Origin of the sequence: Legionella micdadei, assembly GCF_000953635.1 — a bacterium.
GTDB classification, from domain to species: domain Bacteria; phylum Pseudomonadota; class Gammaproteobacteria; order Legionellales; family Legionellaceae; genus Tatlockia; species Tatlockia micdadei.
In genome coordinates this window covers 75220-92716 of record NZ_LN614830.1, presented here as the reverse complement: position 1 = coordinate 92716, position 17497 = coordinate 75220, and the positions used below count along the sequence as shown (strand labels likewise).

Here is a 17497-nt window from a genome sequence, read left to right as displayed (position 1 = left end):
TACATCAACTATAACTCAGTAATGGAACAGATGCTCCGATTCAACGTGAGGTGGGGTGACAAAACTATGGTAAGGTGGTGGTGAAGGCAGAGTCCACTCTAAACCATGTGCACCTTCCCAAACTCGAGCCTCAACTTTCGGACCATGTTTACGTACCGTTCTCACTACATTGAATAAGAAGAGTAATTGTGAGAACCCGAAAATAAAGGCACCAATAGTCGATATCATATTAAAATTGGCAAATTGCAATGCATAATCAGGGATTCGTCGCGGCATACCGGCTAGTCCTAAGAAATGCATTGGGAAAAACGCAATATTCACTGAAATGACCGACAACCAGAAGTGCCATTTCCCCAGGCGCTCATTGTACATGTGGCCTGTCCACTTTGGCAGCCAATAATAGGTTGCACCTAGAAGGGCAAAAATAACACCTGGAACCAGCACATAGTGGAAGTGGCCAACTACGAAATACGTGTCTTGATATTGGTAGTCGGCAGGCACCAATGCTAGCATCAGTCCAGTGAATCCCCCGATTGTGAATAAAAACACAAAGGCCACAGCAAAAAGCATCGGTGTTTCAAAAGTCATTGCCCCTTTAAACATCGTACTGACCCAGTTAAAGACTTTAACCCCAGTAGGGACAGCAATCAGCATGGTGGTATACATGAAGAACAACTCACTGGCCAATGGAATACCCGTGGTGAACATATGATGTGCCCATACGATGAATGACAAAAGAGCAATACTAACTGTCGCATAGACCATGAAATGATAACCAAATAAAGGTTTACGGCTAAACGTTGGGATAATCTCTGAGACAACACCGAAAGCCGGCAACACTAATACGTAAACTTCGGGATGGCCAAAAAACCAAAATACATGCTGGAATAAAATGGGGTCACCACCTCCAGCAGCCTCAAAAAAACTGGTGCCGAAATGTCGGTCAGCGAGCATCATCGTGACAGCGCCCGCGAGTACCGGCATGATAGCGATGAGTAGAAAGGCAGTGATAAGCCAGGTCCAAACGAACATAGGCATTTTCATCAATGTCATACCTGGCGCACGCATATTGAGAATGGTTGCGATGATATTAATCGAGCCCATAATGGAAGAAAGTCCCATCATATGCACAGAAAAAATCATAAAGTCGGTGCTAGGGGGAGCGAATTTTGTTGACAATGGTGCATACATTGTCCAACCAAAATTTGGCCCTCCACCATTATGGAACATAGTTGAACCAAGCAAAGCAAACGCAAAAGGCAGAATCCAGAAGCTCCAGTTGTTTAATCGTGGCAAAGCCATGTCTGGAGCGCCAATCATCATTGGAATTTGCCAGTTAGCCATTCCTGTAAATGCTGGCATCACAACCCCAAAGAGCATAATCAAGCCATGAAGGGTAGTCATTTGGTTAAAAAAGTTTGGATCAACGAAGCGATGACCAGGTTGAAAAAGTTCAGCTCTAATGATTAGAGCCATGGCACCCGCCACAAAGAAGCTGATCATTGCTAACCACAAGTACAGTGTACCGATATCTTTATGGTTCGTGGTAAATAGCCATCGCTTTACAAAACCAAAGAATCCCTTCCCTTGCTCTGGACCATGTTCTTCATGTTCTGCATCATGTGCTAGCACTTGACTCATCGTAAACCTCCGACCTTCGCTTTTTCCACCATTTTAGGTTGTTTCATCTCGTCTTGACGTACTTTCGCAACGTCAGCAGGTTGAACCACATCGCCTGTATTATTCTCCCAAGCATTGCGCTCGTAGGTAATAATCGCTGCAATATCTTTATCACTCAATTGATCCCGGTAAGGTTGCATAGCAGAACCTGGAATACCATTTAGGACTAGCGAAATGTGTCGGGAAATGGGTTTACCTACTGCCACCGAACTTCCTTTAAGCGCAGGGTACATGGGTGGCAAGCCCTTACCGTCTGCCTGATGGCACGCAGCACAGTTTTGATCGTACATTTGCTTACCTAAACTCATAAGCTCATCGCGGGGCACACTCGCTTGGGTTGTAGGCTGATTAACCTCTTCAGCATACTGATCCTTGACTTTTACTTGACTCGCAACCCATTGGTTAAATTCCTCTTCATTCACCGCTTGGACTACGATAGGCATAAAGCCATGGTTAATACCGCATAATTCGGCACATTGACCACGGTATGTGCCCGGCTTTTCAATTCTCGCCCATGCCTCATGCATAAATCCGGGAATCGCATCACGCTTAACCCCTAATTCTGGCACCCACCACGAATGCACTACATCGTTGGAAGTCACGAGAAAACGGATTTTTTTATTGACAGGCACAACTAAAGGCTTATCGACTTCCAATAAGTACCATTCCCCTTTTGCTTGCTGATTATTGATTTGCGAAAAGGGGGTCGATAAATTAGAGAAAAAGCTAATGCCTTGATCGAGGTATTGGTATTGCCACTTCCATTGATAACCAACTACTTTAATAGTCACATCAGAATCGCTGCTGTCATCTTGACGGATCAACACTTTTGTTGCCGGAACAGCAAGACCTAGCAAAATTAAAAACGGGATAATCGACCATACAATTTCTAAGCGGAAATTATCGTGAAACGTTGCGGGGGTGTGGCCTTTGGATTTGCGGTGGTGAATTAAAGAATAAATCATCACGCCAAATACGACTATGCCGATGATTGCGCAAATCACCATAGCAATCATATGTAAGTCATACACATCATGACTAATCGGGGTAACCCCTTTGTACATGTTTAATTGCCACTTATCCGCCTCGGCCATGGCTTGCTGGCCAACTACTAACCCAATCAAGGCGGTAAGCCCCTTGCTTACCTTAGACCTATTTTGCATCCCCGTTTTCACCCCTTCAATTTGCTAAAATTTTTAGAGCACTGCCTATAAGCACTCTCGCTTATAGGCACATTTTTACTCAACTATCCTAGCTGATGATTAAATTTATTAGAATTTGAGCCGAAAGCCATAACCTACCATAGTGAATAATTACCTTCCGTTTTAGATTGGCTCACTATATATTTGATCGCCTCAATCACCTCTCCGGTGGTGCAGTGCTTGCAGCCGCCATTTTTTGGATGATCATCGCCTTTCATCGTTTTTTCGATCAACACATCCATATTTTGCGCGATTAAAGGCTGCCATGCATTTTTATCACCTATCCTAGGCGCGCCTTGCAATCCTTGATTGTGGCACACTCCACAGTTTTCATCATAGATTTCCTTACCACTTGATGGGTATTTTGCTGCACCGCCAGTGGTTAAATCGCTCCATTGTGAACGCGTTAACGATTCATTGAGGATGTAGTCGACTGCTGCAATAACATCGTTATCGGAGCAGGTTACACAAGCGCCTTTAACTGGCATGCTGTTATAACCATCGATTGCATGGCGGTATAGACCAGTTAACCCACTGTTCTTTAAGCGGGAATACCAATTGGAAGAATTACCTATCACAGGGGCACTCATTTCTCCGTTTTGGTGGCAAATAATACACGCATTAACGTAGACTTGTTTTCCACGTTTTAGGGTAGGCTGACTCTCTGAACCAGAGACGCCTAAAGGCTCTTCGCTAACGACTGTCTTCAGGTAGGTAGCCATTGCTAGCCGATCTTCTTCAGTTAAATGGGTTAAGCTGTTGTGCACCACTTCAGCCATTGGACCCGCTACTGGACCTGCCCGGTTTATCAATTCGCCTTTTGAAAACACATCGGAAACTTCGGCATGAGAGGCGGAAGCCAAACCATATTTCGTAATGTTAGGCGCCCAATAACCATCTATGAAAGCCCCTGTCAAATAGAAGCGATTTTTTGGTGCACCAAAAATGTTTAAAGGTGTGTGGCACATACTGCAGTGGCCTAAGCCGTCGACAATGTATCTTCCACGATTCCACGCTGGGGATTTTGTTGAATCATATTTAATCGGCTCGTCTTCTGGAAAGAAGAATAATAAATTCCAACCCCACAGTGAGAACCTTGCTCCAGGGACGTTAAATGGAAACGGCAAATCTTTATTCTTAAGCTTGACCGGGGGTATGCTCATAAAATAAGCATAAAGCGCACGTGCATCGTCATCCGTAACCTTGGAAAAATAAATATAAGGGAAAACAGGAAAGTAGTTTCTTCCTTGTGGATCACGGCCTTGCTTCATTGCACGGATAAAATCTTGTTCAGTCCAATTACCAATACCCGTCTCTTTGTCAGGGGTAATGTTTGGACTATAAAATCTGCCAAATGGCGTATCGATCGGCAAACCACCTGCAAAAGCAGGCGTTTTTCCTTTGACATTAGTATGGCAAGCAATGCAATCACCCATTCTCGCTAAATATTCGCCACGCTTGATTAATTCAGCCTGCTCCCCTGTTGCTGGTGCTGTTGGGGGGTATTCCGGGTAATAGCCATTAACTAAAGGTTCGGCTGGCCCATTCTTTTGTGCTGGCAGAGGGCTACTCGCTGGTGGTGGAGGTGGATTACCTTGGGTGTTAACAGGCACATTGCTATTCGCATTTTGAGTCGCATGCAAAATGCCTGGCATAAATAGAAGCATCGCTAAAAAAGATACAGCTTTTTTGTTTTTTTTCAACAAAGAGCCCACGCCCCCTCCTTAATTTGTGTACCTTCGGGTAAACACCAGCAGGAAAATTAATCTCGGCATTTTATACTCGTAGGCAAGCAACTTCAATGTTTATTAGACGGTAATGTAGAGGTCATCTCGAGCTGAACGAAAGATCACTGAATCTAGCTCACAGCCTAGAGTCAGGACATCTCTCATTTTGCCCGGGATGACACGTTCGATAGGCTGGATCACGACCTAACCTTTAGCACTTAAAACAATGTTAGATCAAGCGGCCTAATCCACGTTGGACGTAACAAAGGACGTTTAAGAATGTTATTTTCTTTTTAAGCTGCACTTTGCTCAAGTTGCCCTATTACTGTCTGAATAACCGCACCTGAAAAACTACGGCCTGTTAAAAACCGTTGGAGAAGACTCATCGCTTTTTCAGAACTATCCCATTGACCGCCGAGTTTTTTACGTGCTTCATCTAAGGCTCGAACATTTTCATTCTCAAGAGACGATAACACTTTTGTGATTATCTCCTCTGATATTCCTTTCTGCTCTAGCATTTGTGAAATAAAGCGATTCCCTTTATGCGCGTAATGTTGCGCTAAATTCGAGGCTAATCGGAGATCATTAATCAATTGCAGTTCTTTTAGTCTTTTAAAAGCTGCATCAATTTGGGATCTTGGATTTGACAAATTGGAAAATTCCTTTTCTAAGAACAGGCGCAATTCGTATTCGCTGCAACTGCTATCCGACAAACGCTTAATAGCTACATCAATAATACTACTCATATCAAATTCCCTCTCTTCATGGTAGACAACTGACTCCTTTTAGTTAATCAGTATGTGTTATTGACAATTAAAAACTTAAAACCCTATAAAGCTAATCCTTTAGCCGCTTTCTCAGAATCTTTAAGATTCAAATTAAGCCGGTTTTAAAAGCAAAAAACATGCCTATTAATTGTTTACGCTTTAACGCATCGATATTTATAGCTATCTTTAATGTATATATCAACTGTTTTATGGATAGTTGACAAGAAATTAAACAGAATCGTTTTTTTATTCGTTTGATAGAAGCTAAACACGCGGCAAATTCTTGCAATTGGCAATACCCTCTAAGTTTTGTTTTTTTCTTTTATGCTTTATGGTAGTCAAAACGTTACTAATATTAATCGTATTCCATTCACCATCAATTAGGGGTAGTTTAATTGCAAAAAACCAACGTTTTATTTTTATTCTTTATAGTTGTTATCTTTCCCTTTACTGTTTTTGCTATGGATAAAACGACTAGCCGTTGCCAATTTTTATTGGCACAGCTAAATCTGCCTAAACGAACTTCACAAGTCATTGTTGTAAGCTCTTTATCAGGATACAAAGCTAAGATCATGGCTTGCCAGCGGCAAGGAAAACGTTGGCAACGAATCCGACCTCCTTTTAACGCAGTGATTGGTAAATCGGGCATCGCTAGAATTGGCAAGAAAAAAGAAGGTGATTTAAAAACACCAGCTGGATTATATAGGTTAGGCGAAGCTTTTGGTTCCCAGCCTCTGGCACTTAAGATGGATTACAAATACATTACTAAAGACGACAAGTTTATCGATGATGTGAATTCTAAAGATTATAACCAGTGGATTAATGGTAAAACAAAGGCTAAAAGTTATGAGCCGATGCTCGTTAAATCTTACAAAATGGGCGTTATAGTTAATTATAATACGGATCCTGTCGTCCCAGGGGCTGGAAGTGCCATTTTTATGCATCTATGGACATCTGCCAACTCCCCCACGGCAGGTTGTATTGCTATGGATGAGCCCCATCTCTTGGCAATTCTACGTTGGTTGGATAAAAACCAACACCCTTATATCCTTATTCGTAAAGATTAAAACCCTGCAGACCATATGCCGGTTTTCATCCAAAATGCAGCCCTACCCTATCAAAATATTTTTTCAGGGTAAGATAGGTCATTTCTTCTTTAAAAAGCCCAATATAATGATCGGGCCTGACTAAACACATGCTTGGTTTGGTTACATTGTACCGCCGATGTATAGCCAACCCCACGTCATTAATAATATTGGGCAACTCAATTTTGTCATTACTCACCACATAAACTTTAATTAGATTATCGGTATTTTGCGTTACCCATTGATAAGTTGCAGCGATATTTTTTTGTGTCTCAGGGCTAGGGGAGGGGCCAGAAAATAATAATAAATTATGTTGTGTATTATTAAGAAAATCGAATAAATGCTTTTTGTCTTCTAGTGCTACATCAACGATAAGATCCCCAGGTTGTAACATGAAATGCCGTGTGAGTGTTTCTTTGTCTACAATCGGGCTTTTTCGATAATTCCATCCGAGTTGGGCGATGTATTTTACCATTATTTTCTTAATCGATTCAGATCGCCCAGTTATGTTTCTGATGAAAAAATTGCGTATTGCTATCAAAATAGGATTTGTTGTTAGCGCCAGCCGAGACATTCTATAAGTCGCATTGACAATAGTGTGAATAATTGGGTAGCGCTCTTGCTGATAGCTTTCAAGAAAGTTTGAGTTAGCCTTTTTGTTGATAACTAGGGCCAATTTCCAGGCTAAGTTATACACATCCTGAATTCCAGTATTCATCCCTTGTGCCCCAGCAGGTGAATGCACATGGGCTGCATCACCCGCAATGAAAATACGTTCTTTGCGCAGCGACGATGCCATCTTACTGTGAATCCAAAAATGTGAAGACCATATAATCTCAGATACCTCACATTGCCCGTCTGTATGGTCATGAATAATGCTTCTTATTTCTTCCTCGGTAAACGTTTTTTTTGCCTCGATTGATTTCATATTGGCAACAACACGGAATTTATCGTTTTTGCCAGTTTCGTCCGGTAAGGGGAACAACGCGACAACAGTTCCTTTGCTAAAAAATGCTTCGATAACATTAGAAGATGATTTTGTTTTAACTCGGGCATCAGTTACAAAGAACGCTTCACGAATATCAGAACCGTGCATTTCAATCTGCGACTTCTCCCTCACAGTACTGTGGTAACCATCACATCCAATAACCCACTCGGTTTCTATGGTTTCAAGATGGCCATCCGGATGCTTCACAGTGGAGATCACTTTATCGTCTTCTAGTTTGAGCTCAGTTAATTCCACCATTCTTTCTACTTGATGATTGAGTTCTTGCAGATGCTCATTCAATATTTTTTCGGTTACCGACTGGGGTAATAACAAAACAAATTTAAAATGGGAATCGACTGTATTTAGCGGTACTCGCACCAAGATTGTATTTTTTGAATTAACCTCAAGGCAATCAGCAACATTGCCTGCAGCAAGAAATTGCTGCACAATTCCGATGTGTTCAAATATCTCTAATGTCCGGGCATGGATACCTGCAGCATTAGTTGTCGCTGTCGGTTCTGCTTTTTTATCAATAATCCGGAAAGAAATTCCATACCGAGCCAACTCACACGCCATCATTAGGCCAGTGGGTCCGGCGCCGACAATCAGAACGCTATGCATATGATATTGCCTCCTTTCAACAATGTTTTTTTAAGTTAGCTTTCCTTATCCATTTTTTGCATGCGATTGAAATAACATGCGATGAATTTGTTCTGGAATTGGCATCACATGTTTTTCAAACAAGGGGGCCAAATAGATCATGATCAGGGTTGAAAATAAAGCCACCGCCATACTGCCCAAGATATCAAACGGATAGTGCAAGCCGACATAAATGCGTGCCCATGCCGTACAAAGCGCCACCACTAATAATAGGAGGGTAATTGCACTCCGCACTTTTTCCCGCCATAAAAAAACAAAGCTAATGGCACAAAGACCTGTTGTATGATCGCTAGGGAATGAACTATCGGGCGCATGATGAAGATAGGTATGTCCAACACCCAGCACGAAAGGGCGGGGATGATACCAAATCAGCCCGATAATCCAATTGATAAATAACGCAATTAAGCAACCACCAAACGCTAATAGCAACGTATTACGATGCTTTGGCTCTCCTCGTAACCAAAGTATCGCCAAACCTAAAACTACGAAATACACAAGGTATTTAGCGGCAAAAACTGCTAACCCTAATGCAAAGCCGTGTAAATTGGCACCTGCATTGATCGCTGTAAACCAGCTTAGATTGATCTGTTCCATAAATTTTCACTACTATTTGATTGGTTTATCCTAGTGGTTAGCGGGTTGATGGTCAATGGTTTTATAGCATCACTCCGTCATCATTAACTTTTCGCTAAAATCCTTGCGCAGGATCCTTTGCAAAATGCCAACAGCGATTTCTCCTTTTTCACGCGTAGCAAGCGTCGGATTCCCCCAGGCTCCTGTTATTGAAACCGTCTTATGTTCCGCGCTGATATCTCGCGTCAAAGGGCCTGGCATGGCCTGGTTTTCTTCAGGCCTTGCCTTAGCTAAATCAACTACTTCTGGTTTGATGTAAAGCATAATCGAAGTTTCTATCTCATCCGCATGAGTACCGACTTTTTGTTGGGTTATCTTTTTCATCTCAGGGTGATTATGGAGTAGCGAGAAATCACAATAGTCTAACCTTATTCCTTTGGATTTAAGTTTCTCTTGGGCTTGTTTTAAAACCTGATTCGTACTTACACCTGTGTTCAACACATAGAATTGATTAGCACCCTGTTGATGCCAGGATACACATAAATCCACAAAAAAATGAACAGAAACCTCATAAGAAAGTGTGGCTGAGCCAGGGTATTCAATAAAAGCGGGGAAAAAATTATAGGGCACTGGAGGAGCGATTAACACGGCATAATTTTGAATGACCCAATTCGCCAAATACTCGACAAGGATCAAATCCGTGTTCATAGGTAAATGCAAGCCATGTTCTTTACAACCTGCACCCAGCGGTATAATTAAAGGCAAATTGGCTTTAAAGGCCCGTTCGATAACAGGCCATGAAACCTCAGCCATTTTAATTCCCTTCATTGCTCTTCATTTCCTAAATAGATAGTTTGATTATTGCCCAGTTAAACAAGGAAGCGTTTCGCTTCTGTAACTATTTTTTCAATAAACCGTTGGTATTGGCGCGCCGGCAATTGCCAATAATGCCAATAAAGCGGCATTAACCACGGTTTATCAGGACAAATATCCACTAAATCCCCTTTTGCTAATTCCTCTAAAATATCTAAACGTGGAATCAATCCATAACCATAGCCATGTAAAGCAAATTGCTTGTAACCTTGGACGGAAGGTACCTTGTGATGGCGACCTAAAGGGAGTGATTTACCAAAAAAATGCTTGAAATACTGTTCAGGTAATCGATCACGATCATCAAAAATAATAACAGGTGCTGCAATCAAGTTCTCTTCTAATGTTTTTTTAGGCTTAAAATGGCGATTGATGAAATCTTGTGATGCCACAAGCAAATAATCCATATGCCCTAACAAGACGCACTCACAACCAGGTAATGCTTTATTAAAACTAGTAATACAAGAAGAAACAGACCCTTGACGAAAATAATCAATCGTGAGTTCTTGGTCATCCGTGATGATGTCGATATTGATTTTTTCAAGTAGGCTTAATTCGTCCAACAAACGAATAAACCAAGTTTCTAAGCTATCCCTGTTCAATGCTATCGAAAGCCTCGCTGGAGTATCGCGCTTAATTTCTTGCAATAAATGGTCTTCAAGTAATCGTGTGCGCTGAAGCAAGCTTAGCAATTTTTCCCCCAAAGCGGTTGCTTTGTAAGGAAGTGTCCTTATCAACAAGGGCTGGCCAAACTGCGCTTCTAGCTGTTTGATGCGTAAACTCACCGCGGGTTGAGTAATGAATAATCGTTTAGCCGCTTCAGCAAAACTTTGCGTCTGAATTACTGCATCGAGTGCTTGTAGCCCGCGTTGTTCAATTCTCATAAGTATTATTTATCGATAATTATAATTATTAATTTCAATTATAGGACTAAATGATGGATAATTACTAGCCTAATGGTCTAAATGGGGGGCATCATGCTGGTCTATCTCAATGGATTGATGTTGGGGTTATCGCTTATCATGGCTTTAGGGCCACAAAATGTTTTCCTGATTCGTCAAGGGGCATTACGTCAGCATGCTGTACTCTCTGCATTAATTTGTTTTTGTTGCGATATCATTTTAGTCTGCGCAAGTGTTGCTGGCTTGCACGAAGTATTGAGATTACACCCTGTCTTACAAATCTGGGTTACTTGGTTTGGCGTAGCCTTTCTTCTTTGGTATGGTGCGAAAGCATTGAAGCGAGCTTTTGGCAAACAGTCCGCACAATCAACCCGGGATCAAGATAAGATCAATCGATTACAAATTGTCATGCTCGCGCTAGGATTTAGCCTTCTTAATCCTCATGCAATCATTGATAGCCTAGTGATCATTGGCAGCGGCAGTACTCAATTTCCAGATCACCCACAAGCGTTTTTATTGGGTGTGATTTCAGCAAGCTTTTTATGGTTTTCATCCCTAACTTTTACTACACATTATTTTTCTGATGTCTTATCACGCGTCACCGTTTGGCGACGCATTGAATTTTTAAGTGGATTGTTAATGCTCGGTTTAAGCTTGAAGTTAGCCAGCAGCCAATTTTAAGCTTAATTAGCCGCTATGGGGTTTGGGAGAGGGCGCAGCCATGAATGTTCCTACTAGTTTTGTAGCCATTGCTTTCAGGCTTAAACCAAGTGATTTTGCTTGCTCCCAATGCCCCTCGGCGATGACGGAAAAATCGCCCATATTATTCTCACCGTAGTAACGATATTGCCAGTTCGCCGCTTGAATGCTTCCTGAAGCAAGTGCGGATAATTTACCTTTAAAATCCTCAGAGAGCTCCTTAGCTTGTCTTAGGGGAAGGCGCTCTTTCACATACTCAGGAATCAATCCTGATTTCAAGTCTTTTTCTTTCCAAGTACAAATTACTTCCTTTGGCACCCAAGGGCCTAGGGTAAGGATCATCTCTTGAACTGCTTTTTCCCGTATCGCATACCAATACTCATTGTCGCTACGTCTCGTACCCATTGACCATTCATAAACTTCCTTTAAGTCAATGAAAGCTTTTTGGTATTTTTCGTAGGCTTTTGAGCGACAACCAAGACTATATGCGAGAATGAAAGTACCAGCCATACCAATAGTTAATGAGAGGGGAATATAAGGTAGGTAAGGAATGCTATTCACCCCGTATACCACTGAGCTCATTGTAAAACCCAGCGCAATTCCTTTATCGACGGTGCTTATTGCTTCAAGTGCCTCTTTAAATCGGGCTACTCTCGCATTAATAATTTCCTGATGTTTTTCATTCCCCGAATCAAATGCTTCAACTTTGGAATTCGAATCAATCGGCAATGCCACACGAGGTACTGATAATTTTTGTTTAAAGAACCCAACCATAGCAATTTACTCCGTCCATTGGATATTACCGTGTAGAAATATTTTTATCGCATTGGAAAAAAAATAGCAACTTTTGTTGAATACTGTACGAATAGGTGAGAGAAATAGAAAGGGTCAATCAGTGTGTCGCCAATTGACCCAGTGGAATGACACATAGCAAGTCCAACCTCGCAACAGAGAATATCTCATAACTTGAGCAGGGTTGTCAACAATTGCTCCGTGGCTGTATAGCGCTGCCCCATTAAAAATAACCTGTCGTTCCGAGCGTAGCGAGGAATCTCCTGATATTGGCACGGTGTATTTTGAAGTTCATGGGGTAATAAATCATCTGCTTTTTTAAGGTCTAGGACTGCCCCATTAAAAATAACCTGTCGTTCCGAGCGTAGCGAGGAATCTCCTGACATTGGCACGGTGTATTTTGAAGTTCATGGGGTAATAAATCATCTACTTTTTTAAGGTCTAGGACTGCCCCATTAAAAATAACCTGTCGTTCAGAGCGTAGCGAGGAATCTCCTGATATTGGCACGGTGTATTTTTAATGGGGCAGCCCTGCGTGGCTGCAACTAGAATGCGAGTAAGTTCATTTCCCCGAAGACGTTTTTTCGATATCCGGGAATAACTTCGATTAAATTCAATTTAATTTTCGTATCAATAAAGACTGAGTTAAACTTATATCAATGCCTCAATATATTCGGGTTAGCTATGTTTTATGGTGATAAAGTCCAAGATACACGACAACTGTTTTTCTCTAGCTGGAAAAAATACCGGCAAAAGCAACCTCTTCAACCGTTAGAGCAACAGCTTGTTGCTGTTATCATTGATCATCCTGAATATCAATCGTTATTTGAAACCCCAGCAGAGCAATATGACCATGTCTATTTTCCTGAACTCGGGAAGACAAATCCTTTTTTACATATGGGGTTACATCTTGCAATCCGCGATCAAGTGAGTACCGACCGACCACACGGTATCCTTCAAATTTATAAAGCCCTGTTAAATAAACATACTGATCACTTAACAGTTGAACATCTTATAATGGACTCTTTAGCTGAATGCTTATGGGAAGCGCAACGTAGTCAGAATCCTCCTGACGAACAAAAATACCTTGAGAGACTTAATCGCCTACTCGGTTAAGTTTAAAAATGCACTTAAATTGCAAATGGATAGCAAAATTTTATCACTTTTATGAAATTTTTCTTTAAATTGTTAATTTTAAAAAAATTTAGCTATATTCTTAAGTAACTCTCGTAATCCAAATGATGATTTTTTAAACTATTTAAAAAGTAATCATTTGGATTACGAGAGGATGTTTTTGACTAACTCGAGGAGAGATTCGATGAAAAAAGTAGTAGCTTTACTTGCTTTACTATTTGGTGCTTCTGTTTCTGTATTAGCTCATGCTGATGTGAATCAAATGGCTTCTGATAATACTCAACAATCAACCACCACACCTCAGTCTGGTGATCAAAGTAACACCGGTAGTTCAACAGACAGTGGTTCCACCACTAACTCTGGTAGCGATTCAAACAGCTCAACAAGCCCGAGCTCTTCTGATTCCGATGATGATACTGCTTCTTAATCGGGTTAAGCTGGGCCGGTTAAACCGGCTCGGCCTTTCCTCTTGCCTTATTTTGTAACCATACTCGAATGATTCCCATAATGCTGATTGCGCTCCATGCCATCTCGATCAAAAAAGACGATAAATTCCAATGAAAAACCAAGGAGACTGTTATCAACGAAGAGCCTAGTAGATTGCTACCTAAATAATTTAAAGAATCAACAGCGACTTTCCCCGCTTGCGATAAAAAAAATGCGACTAAAACAAGAATAACGCCTAAGATACCTATAAAATTAGATAACATCTCAATACTGTACACCATGCTTTAAAGACTCCAGAGGGATTTTTCTAACAAAAGATTTAGCCAATCATCATCGATATTCACACCAGCTGCAACCCGTCTACATCAATAAAGCTAACCTTCTTTTTCGTGAATCCAATTAATTTTTCCTTCTGAAAAATGGCCATTAATCGACTAATTGTCTCAGGAGTTGTTCCTAAAAAATTAGCAATGTCCTGCTGTTTCATAGGTAAATCAAAAGGATATGGGATGTTAGATTGGTTTAACCGATTGGCTAAGTGAATAAAAAAAGTAGCGAGCCGCTGTGCCGTGGAAACCGCAGCGGAATAGTGATAATCGAATTCTAGGCTAGGAAAATTTTTAGCCACCTGAAAAAGCAAAAGTTGCAGGTGGGGATCATAGCTAATCTGACTGAGCAGATGTTGAAAAGAAATTTCGCAAACTGTGGTATCAATTAAGGCGCTCACCGTGTGTGGATGCAATCTGTCAGAAATTGCGTTAAACCCTATGGGTTCACCGGGCAAGTAAAAATTGATAATTTGCTCTTTGCCTGTGGCCAAGAATTGATGCGATTTTGCTGCACCCTGTTTAATAATGATGATGTTACTCAAAACTGAGTTGGCTTTGATCAGTATTTCACCAGTTCGAAACCGTTTTTCTTTTGTTTGATTTCGGCAAAAAGAGCCTAAAGCACAGGCCGAGCATGCTTTACGCACATCTACGAGAGGCAATTTTATTTCAGTAGACAAGGGCCTTTACCTGGAAAATTACATAGCCAACATAAAACTTGATCTGGATCAAGTTATTTTAAATAAAAATAGGATAATCTTCAATCAACTGATCATTAAGTAACAATTATGAAGCCGATAGTTCGTGATATCCAGATAACTTTATTCGTCAAATTGTTATTCTTATTAGTCCTTTGGTGGGTCTGCTTTAAAGATGAATCAAAAACATCGATGATTCCGCAAAACTGGTTAACAGCAAGCAGCATTCATTCTCAATCAACTCCGAGTACAAGGTGACACCATGATTCCTGGTAGTGAAGTAGTCGATCTTTCTCGACTCCAGTTTGCATTGACAGCTCTTTATCATTTTCTTTTTGTACCATTAACGTTAGGCCTCTCTCTCATTCTCGCCATTATGGAAACCGTTTATGTCATGACCGGCAGAGACATCTGGCGTCAGCTTGTTAAATATTGGGGGCTATTATTTGGAATCAACTTCGTCATGGGGGTAGCCACGGGTTTAACCATGGAGTTTCAGTTTGGTACAAATTGGGCATACTATTCTCATTACGTGGGTGATGTTTTTGGCGCCCCCTTAGCAATCGAAGGGTTGATGGCGTTTTTTTTGGAAGCCACTTTTGTCGGTTTATTTTTTTTCGGCTGGGAACGATTATCAAAGTTTCAACATATGGTCTGCACTTGGCTGTTGGCTCTCGGCACCAATTTATCCGCTTTATGGATCTTAATTGCGAACGGCTGGATGCAAAACCCGGTTGGCGCGAAATTCAATTTTCAAACTATGCGTATGGAAGTCGCTGATTTCTTTGAAATCTTTTTTAACCCAGTCGCTCAAGCCAAATTTGTTCATACAATTAGTGCTGGCTACGTCACAGGGTCAGTTTTTGTCTTGGCTATCAGTGCTTATTTTCTATTGCGTGGACGGAATATTCAATTTGCGAAACGCTCGATGACCGTTGCTGTCTCATTTGGGCTTGCCTCAGCGCTTTCGGTAGTGGTATTGGGTGATGAAAGCGGCTATCTTGCCAATGCTAACCAAAAAATGAAAATGGCGACAATGGAAGCCATGTGGCATACCGAAGAAGCGCCGGCAGGCTTGACGCTATTTGGGATACCCGATGAGGAAAACAAACGCACGAATTATTCAATGAGTGTTCCTTACGTTTTGGGGTTAATCGCTACCCGCTCCATTAACGAACCTTTAGATGGTATCGTTGAACTCATTGAACAAGGAAAGCAACGAATTCGTGAAGGAATACGTGCCTACAGCGCTTTGACCCAGCTCCAAGCAAACCCTAATGACGAACAAGCAAAAACTGATTTTGCAGCTTATGGAAACTCCCTTGGCTATGGTCTGTTGTTAAAGAAATACACAGAAAAAGTCGTCGATGCAAGCGAAGAGCAAATTAATCAGGCTGCTAATGATCTAAAACCACGCGTTACCCCTATGTTCTTTTCATTTAGAATCATGGTTGCTTGTGGGTTTTTCTTTATCTTCTTATTTGCGACAGGGTTTTATTTATCGATTAAAAGAAAATTACACACGACTCGTTGGTATTTATTCATTGCCTTACTCGCACTTCCTCTGCCATGGGTTGCTGCAGAGCTGGGTTGGGTGGTAGCAGAGTATGGGCGTCAACCTTGGGTGGTGCAAGGCATTCTCCCTACAGCGATTGCCACCTCCTCTGTGAGTACGGCGCAACTGATGACCTCGTTGTTCTTTTTCATCGCGTTCTACAGCACTCTTGCTGTCATTGAAATTTATTTGATGGTGAAATACATCCGGCTTGGTCCTGAACAAGCAAGCGATTAGGAGAATTAAATGCCTATAGATTATGAAACTTTGCGGTTGATATGGTGGATTCTGCTTGGTTTGTTGCTGATCGGATTTGCCATTATGGATGGTTTTGACTTAGGAATCGCCATGTGGTTGCCTTTGATTACCAAAAATGATGTGGAAAAACGAATCCTCATCAACAGTATTGGCCCCACTTGGGAAGGGAACCAAGTATGGTTTATTTTAGGCGGTGGAGCAATTTTTGCAGCATGGCCGATGCTGTACGCACTTTCCTTTTCTGGATTCTATTTGGCAATGTTGGTGGTTCTGTTGGCATTAATTTTACGTCCAGTCGGTTTTAAATATCGTTCAAAATTGAATAATCCAAAATGGCGAAACTCTTGGGATTATGCACTTTTTATTGGCGGTTTTGTTCCTTCTTTGATTTTTGGTGTGGCAATTGGCAATGTCCTGCAAGGGGTGCCTTTTTATTTCGACACCAGCTTAAGGCCTTTTTACACTGGTTCATTTCTTGCCTTGCTCAATCCCTTTGCACTTTTATGCGGTTGCCTTTCGGTAACCATGTTGGCTATGCATGGTGCTTATTTCATCAACATTAAAACTGAAGGAAGCCTTCAACTTAGGGCGATCAAAGCATCCCGCATCACGGGCTTTCTGACTATTGTTCTGTTTATTTTGGGAGGCCTTTGGATTTATACAGGAGTTAATGGCTATAGTTTACTCGGTGCCCCTGTTTACGATGGTCCCTCTAATCCTTTATTCAAACAAGTGGCAATGGAGTCAGGGGCTTGGTTATCGAATTACCAAAAAATGCCCCTTACTTTACTCGCCCCTGTACTCGGCGTTGTTTTTTCCTTCTTAGCCATGCTGTTGGTTAAGCGGCCATTACTTGCATTCATCTCGAGCGCCCTAAGCCTCTTTGGCATCATTGCTACGGTAGGCATTAGCATGTTTCCTTTTATTTTGCCTTCGTCTACAAACCCCAACCAGAGTTTAACTGTATGGGACAGTTCTTCGAGCCAATTAACCTTGTTCATTATGTTGGGTGCGACCGTTATCTTCTTACCACTTGTTATCGTTTACACATCATGGGTATACCATGTGTTACGAGGTAAGATAACCATTAATGCGATTCGTGATAATGATAAAACATTCTATTAGGAGATG

18 protein-coding genes are annotated in these 17497 nt (G+C 41.4%); 7 read left to right on the top strand and 11 right to left on the bottom strand.

All coding sequences use genetic code 11. The annotated features are described in order from the left end of the window. Window positions 1-15: 15 nt before the first annotated feature. The 4 genes from ctaD to LMI_RS00430 all read right to left on the bottom strand — a co-directional run bounded on the left by ctaD (window position 16) and on the right by LMI_RS00430 (window position 5355). On the bottom strand, window positions 16-1641 hold the full coding sequence (gene ctaD / locus LMI_RS00445; RefSeq protein WP_045098049.1) for a cytochrome c oxidase subunit I: 1626 nt from the start codon (window positions 1639-1641) through the stop codon (window positions 16-18). Beyond that, window positions 1638-2843: a cytochrome c oxidase subunit II gene (coxB, locus tag LMI_RS00440; RefSeq protein ID WP_045098048.1), complete on the bottom strand. Its 1206-nt coding sequence runs from the start codon at window positions 2841-2843 to the stop codon at window positions 1638-1640. The genes ctaD and coxB overlap by 4 nt, the downstream gene beginning before the upstream one ends. A gap of 134 nt (window positions 2844-2977) precedes the next feature. Continuing rightward, window positions 2978-4597 (bottom strand): c-type cytochrome, encoded by a 1620-nt coding sequence (locus LMI_RS00435; protein ID WP_231852192.1) that lies wholly within the window; start codon window positions 4595-4597, stop codon window positions 2978-2980. 305 nt (window positions 4598-4902) lie between these two features. Beyond that, window positions 4903-5355, bottom strand: a complete 453-nt coding sequence (locus LMI_RS00430; RefSeq protein WP_045098047.1) for a regulatory protein RecX — start codon at window positions 5353-5355, stop codon at window positions 4903-4905. Window positions 5356-5771: 416 nt separating this feature from the next. Here LMI_RS00430 and LMI_RS00425 point away from each other — a divergent pair, with 416 nt between their 5' ends. Then, window positions 5772-6443: a L,D-transpeptidase family protein gene (locus tag LMI_RS00425; protein WP_052679399.1), complete on the top strand. Its 672-nt coding sequence runs from the start codon at window positions 5772-5774 to the stop codon at window positions 6441-6443. A gap of 25 nt (window positions 6444-6468) precedes the next feature. Here the strand turns inward: LMI_RS00425 and LMI_RS00420 are convergent, their stop codons facing one another. From LMI_RS00420 to LMI_RS00405, 4 genes are all read right to left on the bottom strand, one after another. Further along, window positions 6469-8070: an FAD-dependent monooxygenase gene (locus LMI_RS00420; protein WP_052679398.1), complete on the bottom strand. Its 1602-nt coding sequence runs from the start codon at window positions 8068-8070 to the stop codon at window positions 6469-6471. Window positions 8071-8115: 45 nt separating this feature from the next. Further along, entirely contained in the window at window positions 8116-8703 is a 588-nt protein-coding gene (locus LMI_RS00415; protein ID WP_045098046.1) for an undecaprenyl-diphosphatase, read from the bottom strand. Between the two features lie 69 nt (window positions 8704-8772). Further along, window positions 8773-9495: a creatininase family protein gene (locus LMI_RS00410; protein ID WP_161939844.1), complete on the bottom strand. Its 723-nt coding sequence runs from the start codon at window positions 9493-9495 to the stop codon at window positions 8773-8775. 56 nt (window positions 9496-9551) lie between these two features. Further along, entirely contained in the window at window positions 9552-10436 is an 885-nt protein-coding gene (locus tag LMI_RS00405; RefSeq protein WP_045098044.1) for a LysR family transcriptional regulator ArgP, read from the bottom strand. Between the two features lie 93 nt (window positions 10437-10529). On the opposite strand from LMI_RS00405, the gene LMI_RS00400 reads away from it, so the two are divergent. Then, window positions 10530-11135: a LysE/ArgO family amino acid transporter gene (locus LMI_RS00400; protein WP_045098043.1), complete on the top strand. Its 606-nt coding sequence runs from the start codon at window positions 10530-10532 to the stop codon at window positions 11133-11135. 6 nt (window positions 11136-11141) lie between these two features. Here LMI_RS00400 and LMI_RS00395 read toward each other — a convergent pair whose 3' ends face one another. Continuing rightward, window positions 11142-11927 carry a hypothetical protein gene (locus tag LMI_RS00395; RefSeq protein ID WP_045098042.1) on the bottom strand — a complete coding sequence of 262 codons (786 nt, stop codon included), beginning with the start codon at window positions 11925-11927 and terminating at the stop codon, window positions 11142-11144. A gap of 702 nt (window positions 11928-12629) precedes the next feature. Here LMI_RS00395 and LMI_RS00385 point away from each other — a divergent pair. Then, a complete protein-coding gene (locus LMI_RS00385; RefSeq protein WP_045098040.1) occupies window positions 12630-13061 on the top strand; it encodes a DUF1841 family protein in 432 nt (143 codons plus the stop codon). A gap of 202 nt (window positions 13062-13263) precedes the next feature. Continuing rightward, complete coding sequence (locus LMI_RS00380; RefSeq protein ID WP_045098039.1) at window positions 13264-13506, top strand: hypothetical protein; 243 nt, start codon at window positions 13264-13266, stop codon at window positions 13504-13506. Window positions 13507-13525: 19 nt separating this feature from the next. Here the strand turns inward: LMI_RS00380 and LMI_RS00375 are convergent, their stop codons facing one another. Both LMI_RS00375 and LMI_RS00370 read right to left on the bottom strand, forming a co-directional pair. Continuing rightward, window positions 13526-13807, bottom strand: a complete 282-nt coding sequence (locus tag LMI_RS00375; RefSeq protein WP_045098038.1) for a CBU_0592 family membrane protein — start codon at window positions 13805-13807, stop codon at window positions 13526-13528. Window positions 13808-13866: 59 nt separating this feature from the next. After that, the gene (locus LMI_RS00370; RefSeq protein ID WP_052679397.1) at window positions 13867-14535 is read right to left on the bottom strand and encodes a Crp/Fnr family transcriptional regulator; all 669 of its coding nucleotides are present in this window, start codon (window positions 14533-14535) and stop codon (window positions 13867-13869) included. 108 nt (window positions 14536-14643) lie between these two features. On the opposite strand from LMI_RS00370, the gene cydP reads away from it, so the two are divergent. Genes cydP through cydB form a run of 3 tightly spaced genes read left to right on the top strand, consistent with a single transcriptional unit; the run spans window position 14644 to window position 17491 of the window. Next, entirely contained in the window at window positions 14644-14811 is a 168-nt protein-coding gene (gene cydP, locus LMI_RS15740) for a cytochrome oxidase putative small subunit CydP (protein WP_173891919.1), read from the top strand. Between the two features lie 4 nt (window positions 14812-14815). Further along, on the top strand, window positions 14816-16345 hold the full coding sequence (locus LMI_RS00365; protein ID WP_045098037.1) for a cytochrome ubiquinol oxidase subunit I: 1530 nt from the start codon (window positions 14816-14818) through the stop codon (window positions 16343-16345). A gap of 9 nt (window positions 16346-16354) precedes the next feature. Continuing rightward, a complete protein-coding gene (gene cydB / locus LMI_RS00360) occupies window positions 16355-17491 on the top strand; it encodes a cytochrome d ubiquinol oxidase subunit II (RefSeq protein WP_045098036.1) in 1137 nt (378 codons plus the stop codon). Window positions 17492-17497: the final 6 nt, after the last annotated feature.

Bases quoted from the DNA above. Each gene is read 5' to 3' on its own strand.
- LMI_RS00415 (WP_045098046.1), bottom strand. From the start codon at position 8,703: ATGGAACAGATCAATCTAAGCTGGTTTACAGCGATCAATGCAGGTGCC.
- LMI_RS00380 (WP_045098039.1), top strand. From the start codon at position 13,264: ATGAAAAAAGTAGTAGCTTTACTTGCTTTACTATTTGGTGCTTCTGTT.
- ctaD (WP_045098049.1), bottom strand. From the start codon at position 1,641: ATGAGTCAAGTGCTAGCACATGATGCAGAACATGAAGAACATGGTCCA.
- LMI_RS00400 (WP_045098043.1), top strand. From the start codon at position 10,530: ATGCTGGTCTATCTCAATGGATTGATGTTGGGGTTATCGCTTATCATG.
- LMI_RS00420 (WP_052679398.1), bottom strand. From the start codon at position 8,070: ATGCATAGCGTTCTGATTGTCGGCGCCGGACCCACTGGCCTAATGATG.
- cydP (WP_173891919.1), top strand. From the start codon at position 14,644: ATGAAGCCGATAGTTCGTGATATCCAGATAACTTTATTCGTCAAATTG.
- LMI_RS00365 (WP_045098037.1), top strand. From the start codon at position 14,816: ATGATTCCTGGTAGTGAAGTAGTCGATCTTTCTCGACTCCAGTTTGCA.
- LMI_RS00430 (WP_045098047.1), bottom strand. From the start codon at position 5,355: ATGAGTAGTATTATTGATGTAGCTATTAAGCGTTTGTCGGATAGCAGT.
- cydB (WP_045098036.1), top strand. From the start codon at position 16,355: ATGCCTATAGATTATGAAACTTTGCGGTTGATATGGTGGATTCTGCTT.
- LMI_RS00375 (WP_045098038.1), bottom strand. From the start codon at position 13,807: ATGGTGTACAGTATTGAGATGTTATCTAATTTTATAGGTATCTTAGGC.
- LMI_RS00405 (WP_045098044.1), bottom strand. From the start codon at position 10,436: ATGAGAATTGAACAACGCGGGCTACAAGCACTCGATGCAGTAATTCAG.
- LMI_RS00395 (WP_045098042.1), bottom strand. From the start codon at position 11,927: ATGGTTGGGTTCTTTAAACAAAAATTATCAGTACCTCGTGTGGCATTG.
- LMI_RS00385 (WP_045098040.1), top strand. From the start codon at position 12,630: ATGTTTTATGGTGATAAAGTCCAAGATACACGACAACTGTTTTTCTCT.
- coxB (WP_045098048.1), bottom strand. From the start codon at position 2,843: ATGCAAAATAGGTCTAAGGTAAGCAAGGGGCTTACCGCCTTGATTGGG.
- LMI_RS00410 (WP_161939844.1), bottom strand. From the start codon at position 9,495: ATGGCTGAGGTTTCATGGCCTGTTATCGAACGGGCCTTTAAAGCCAAT.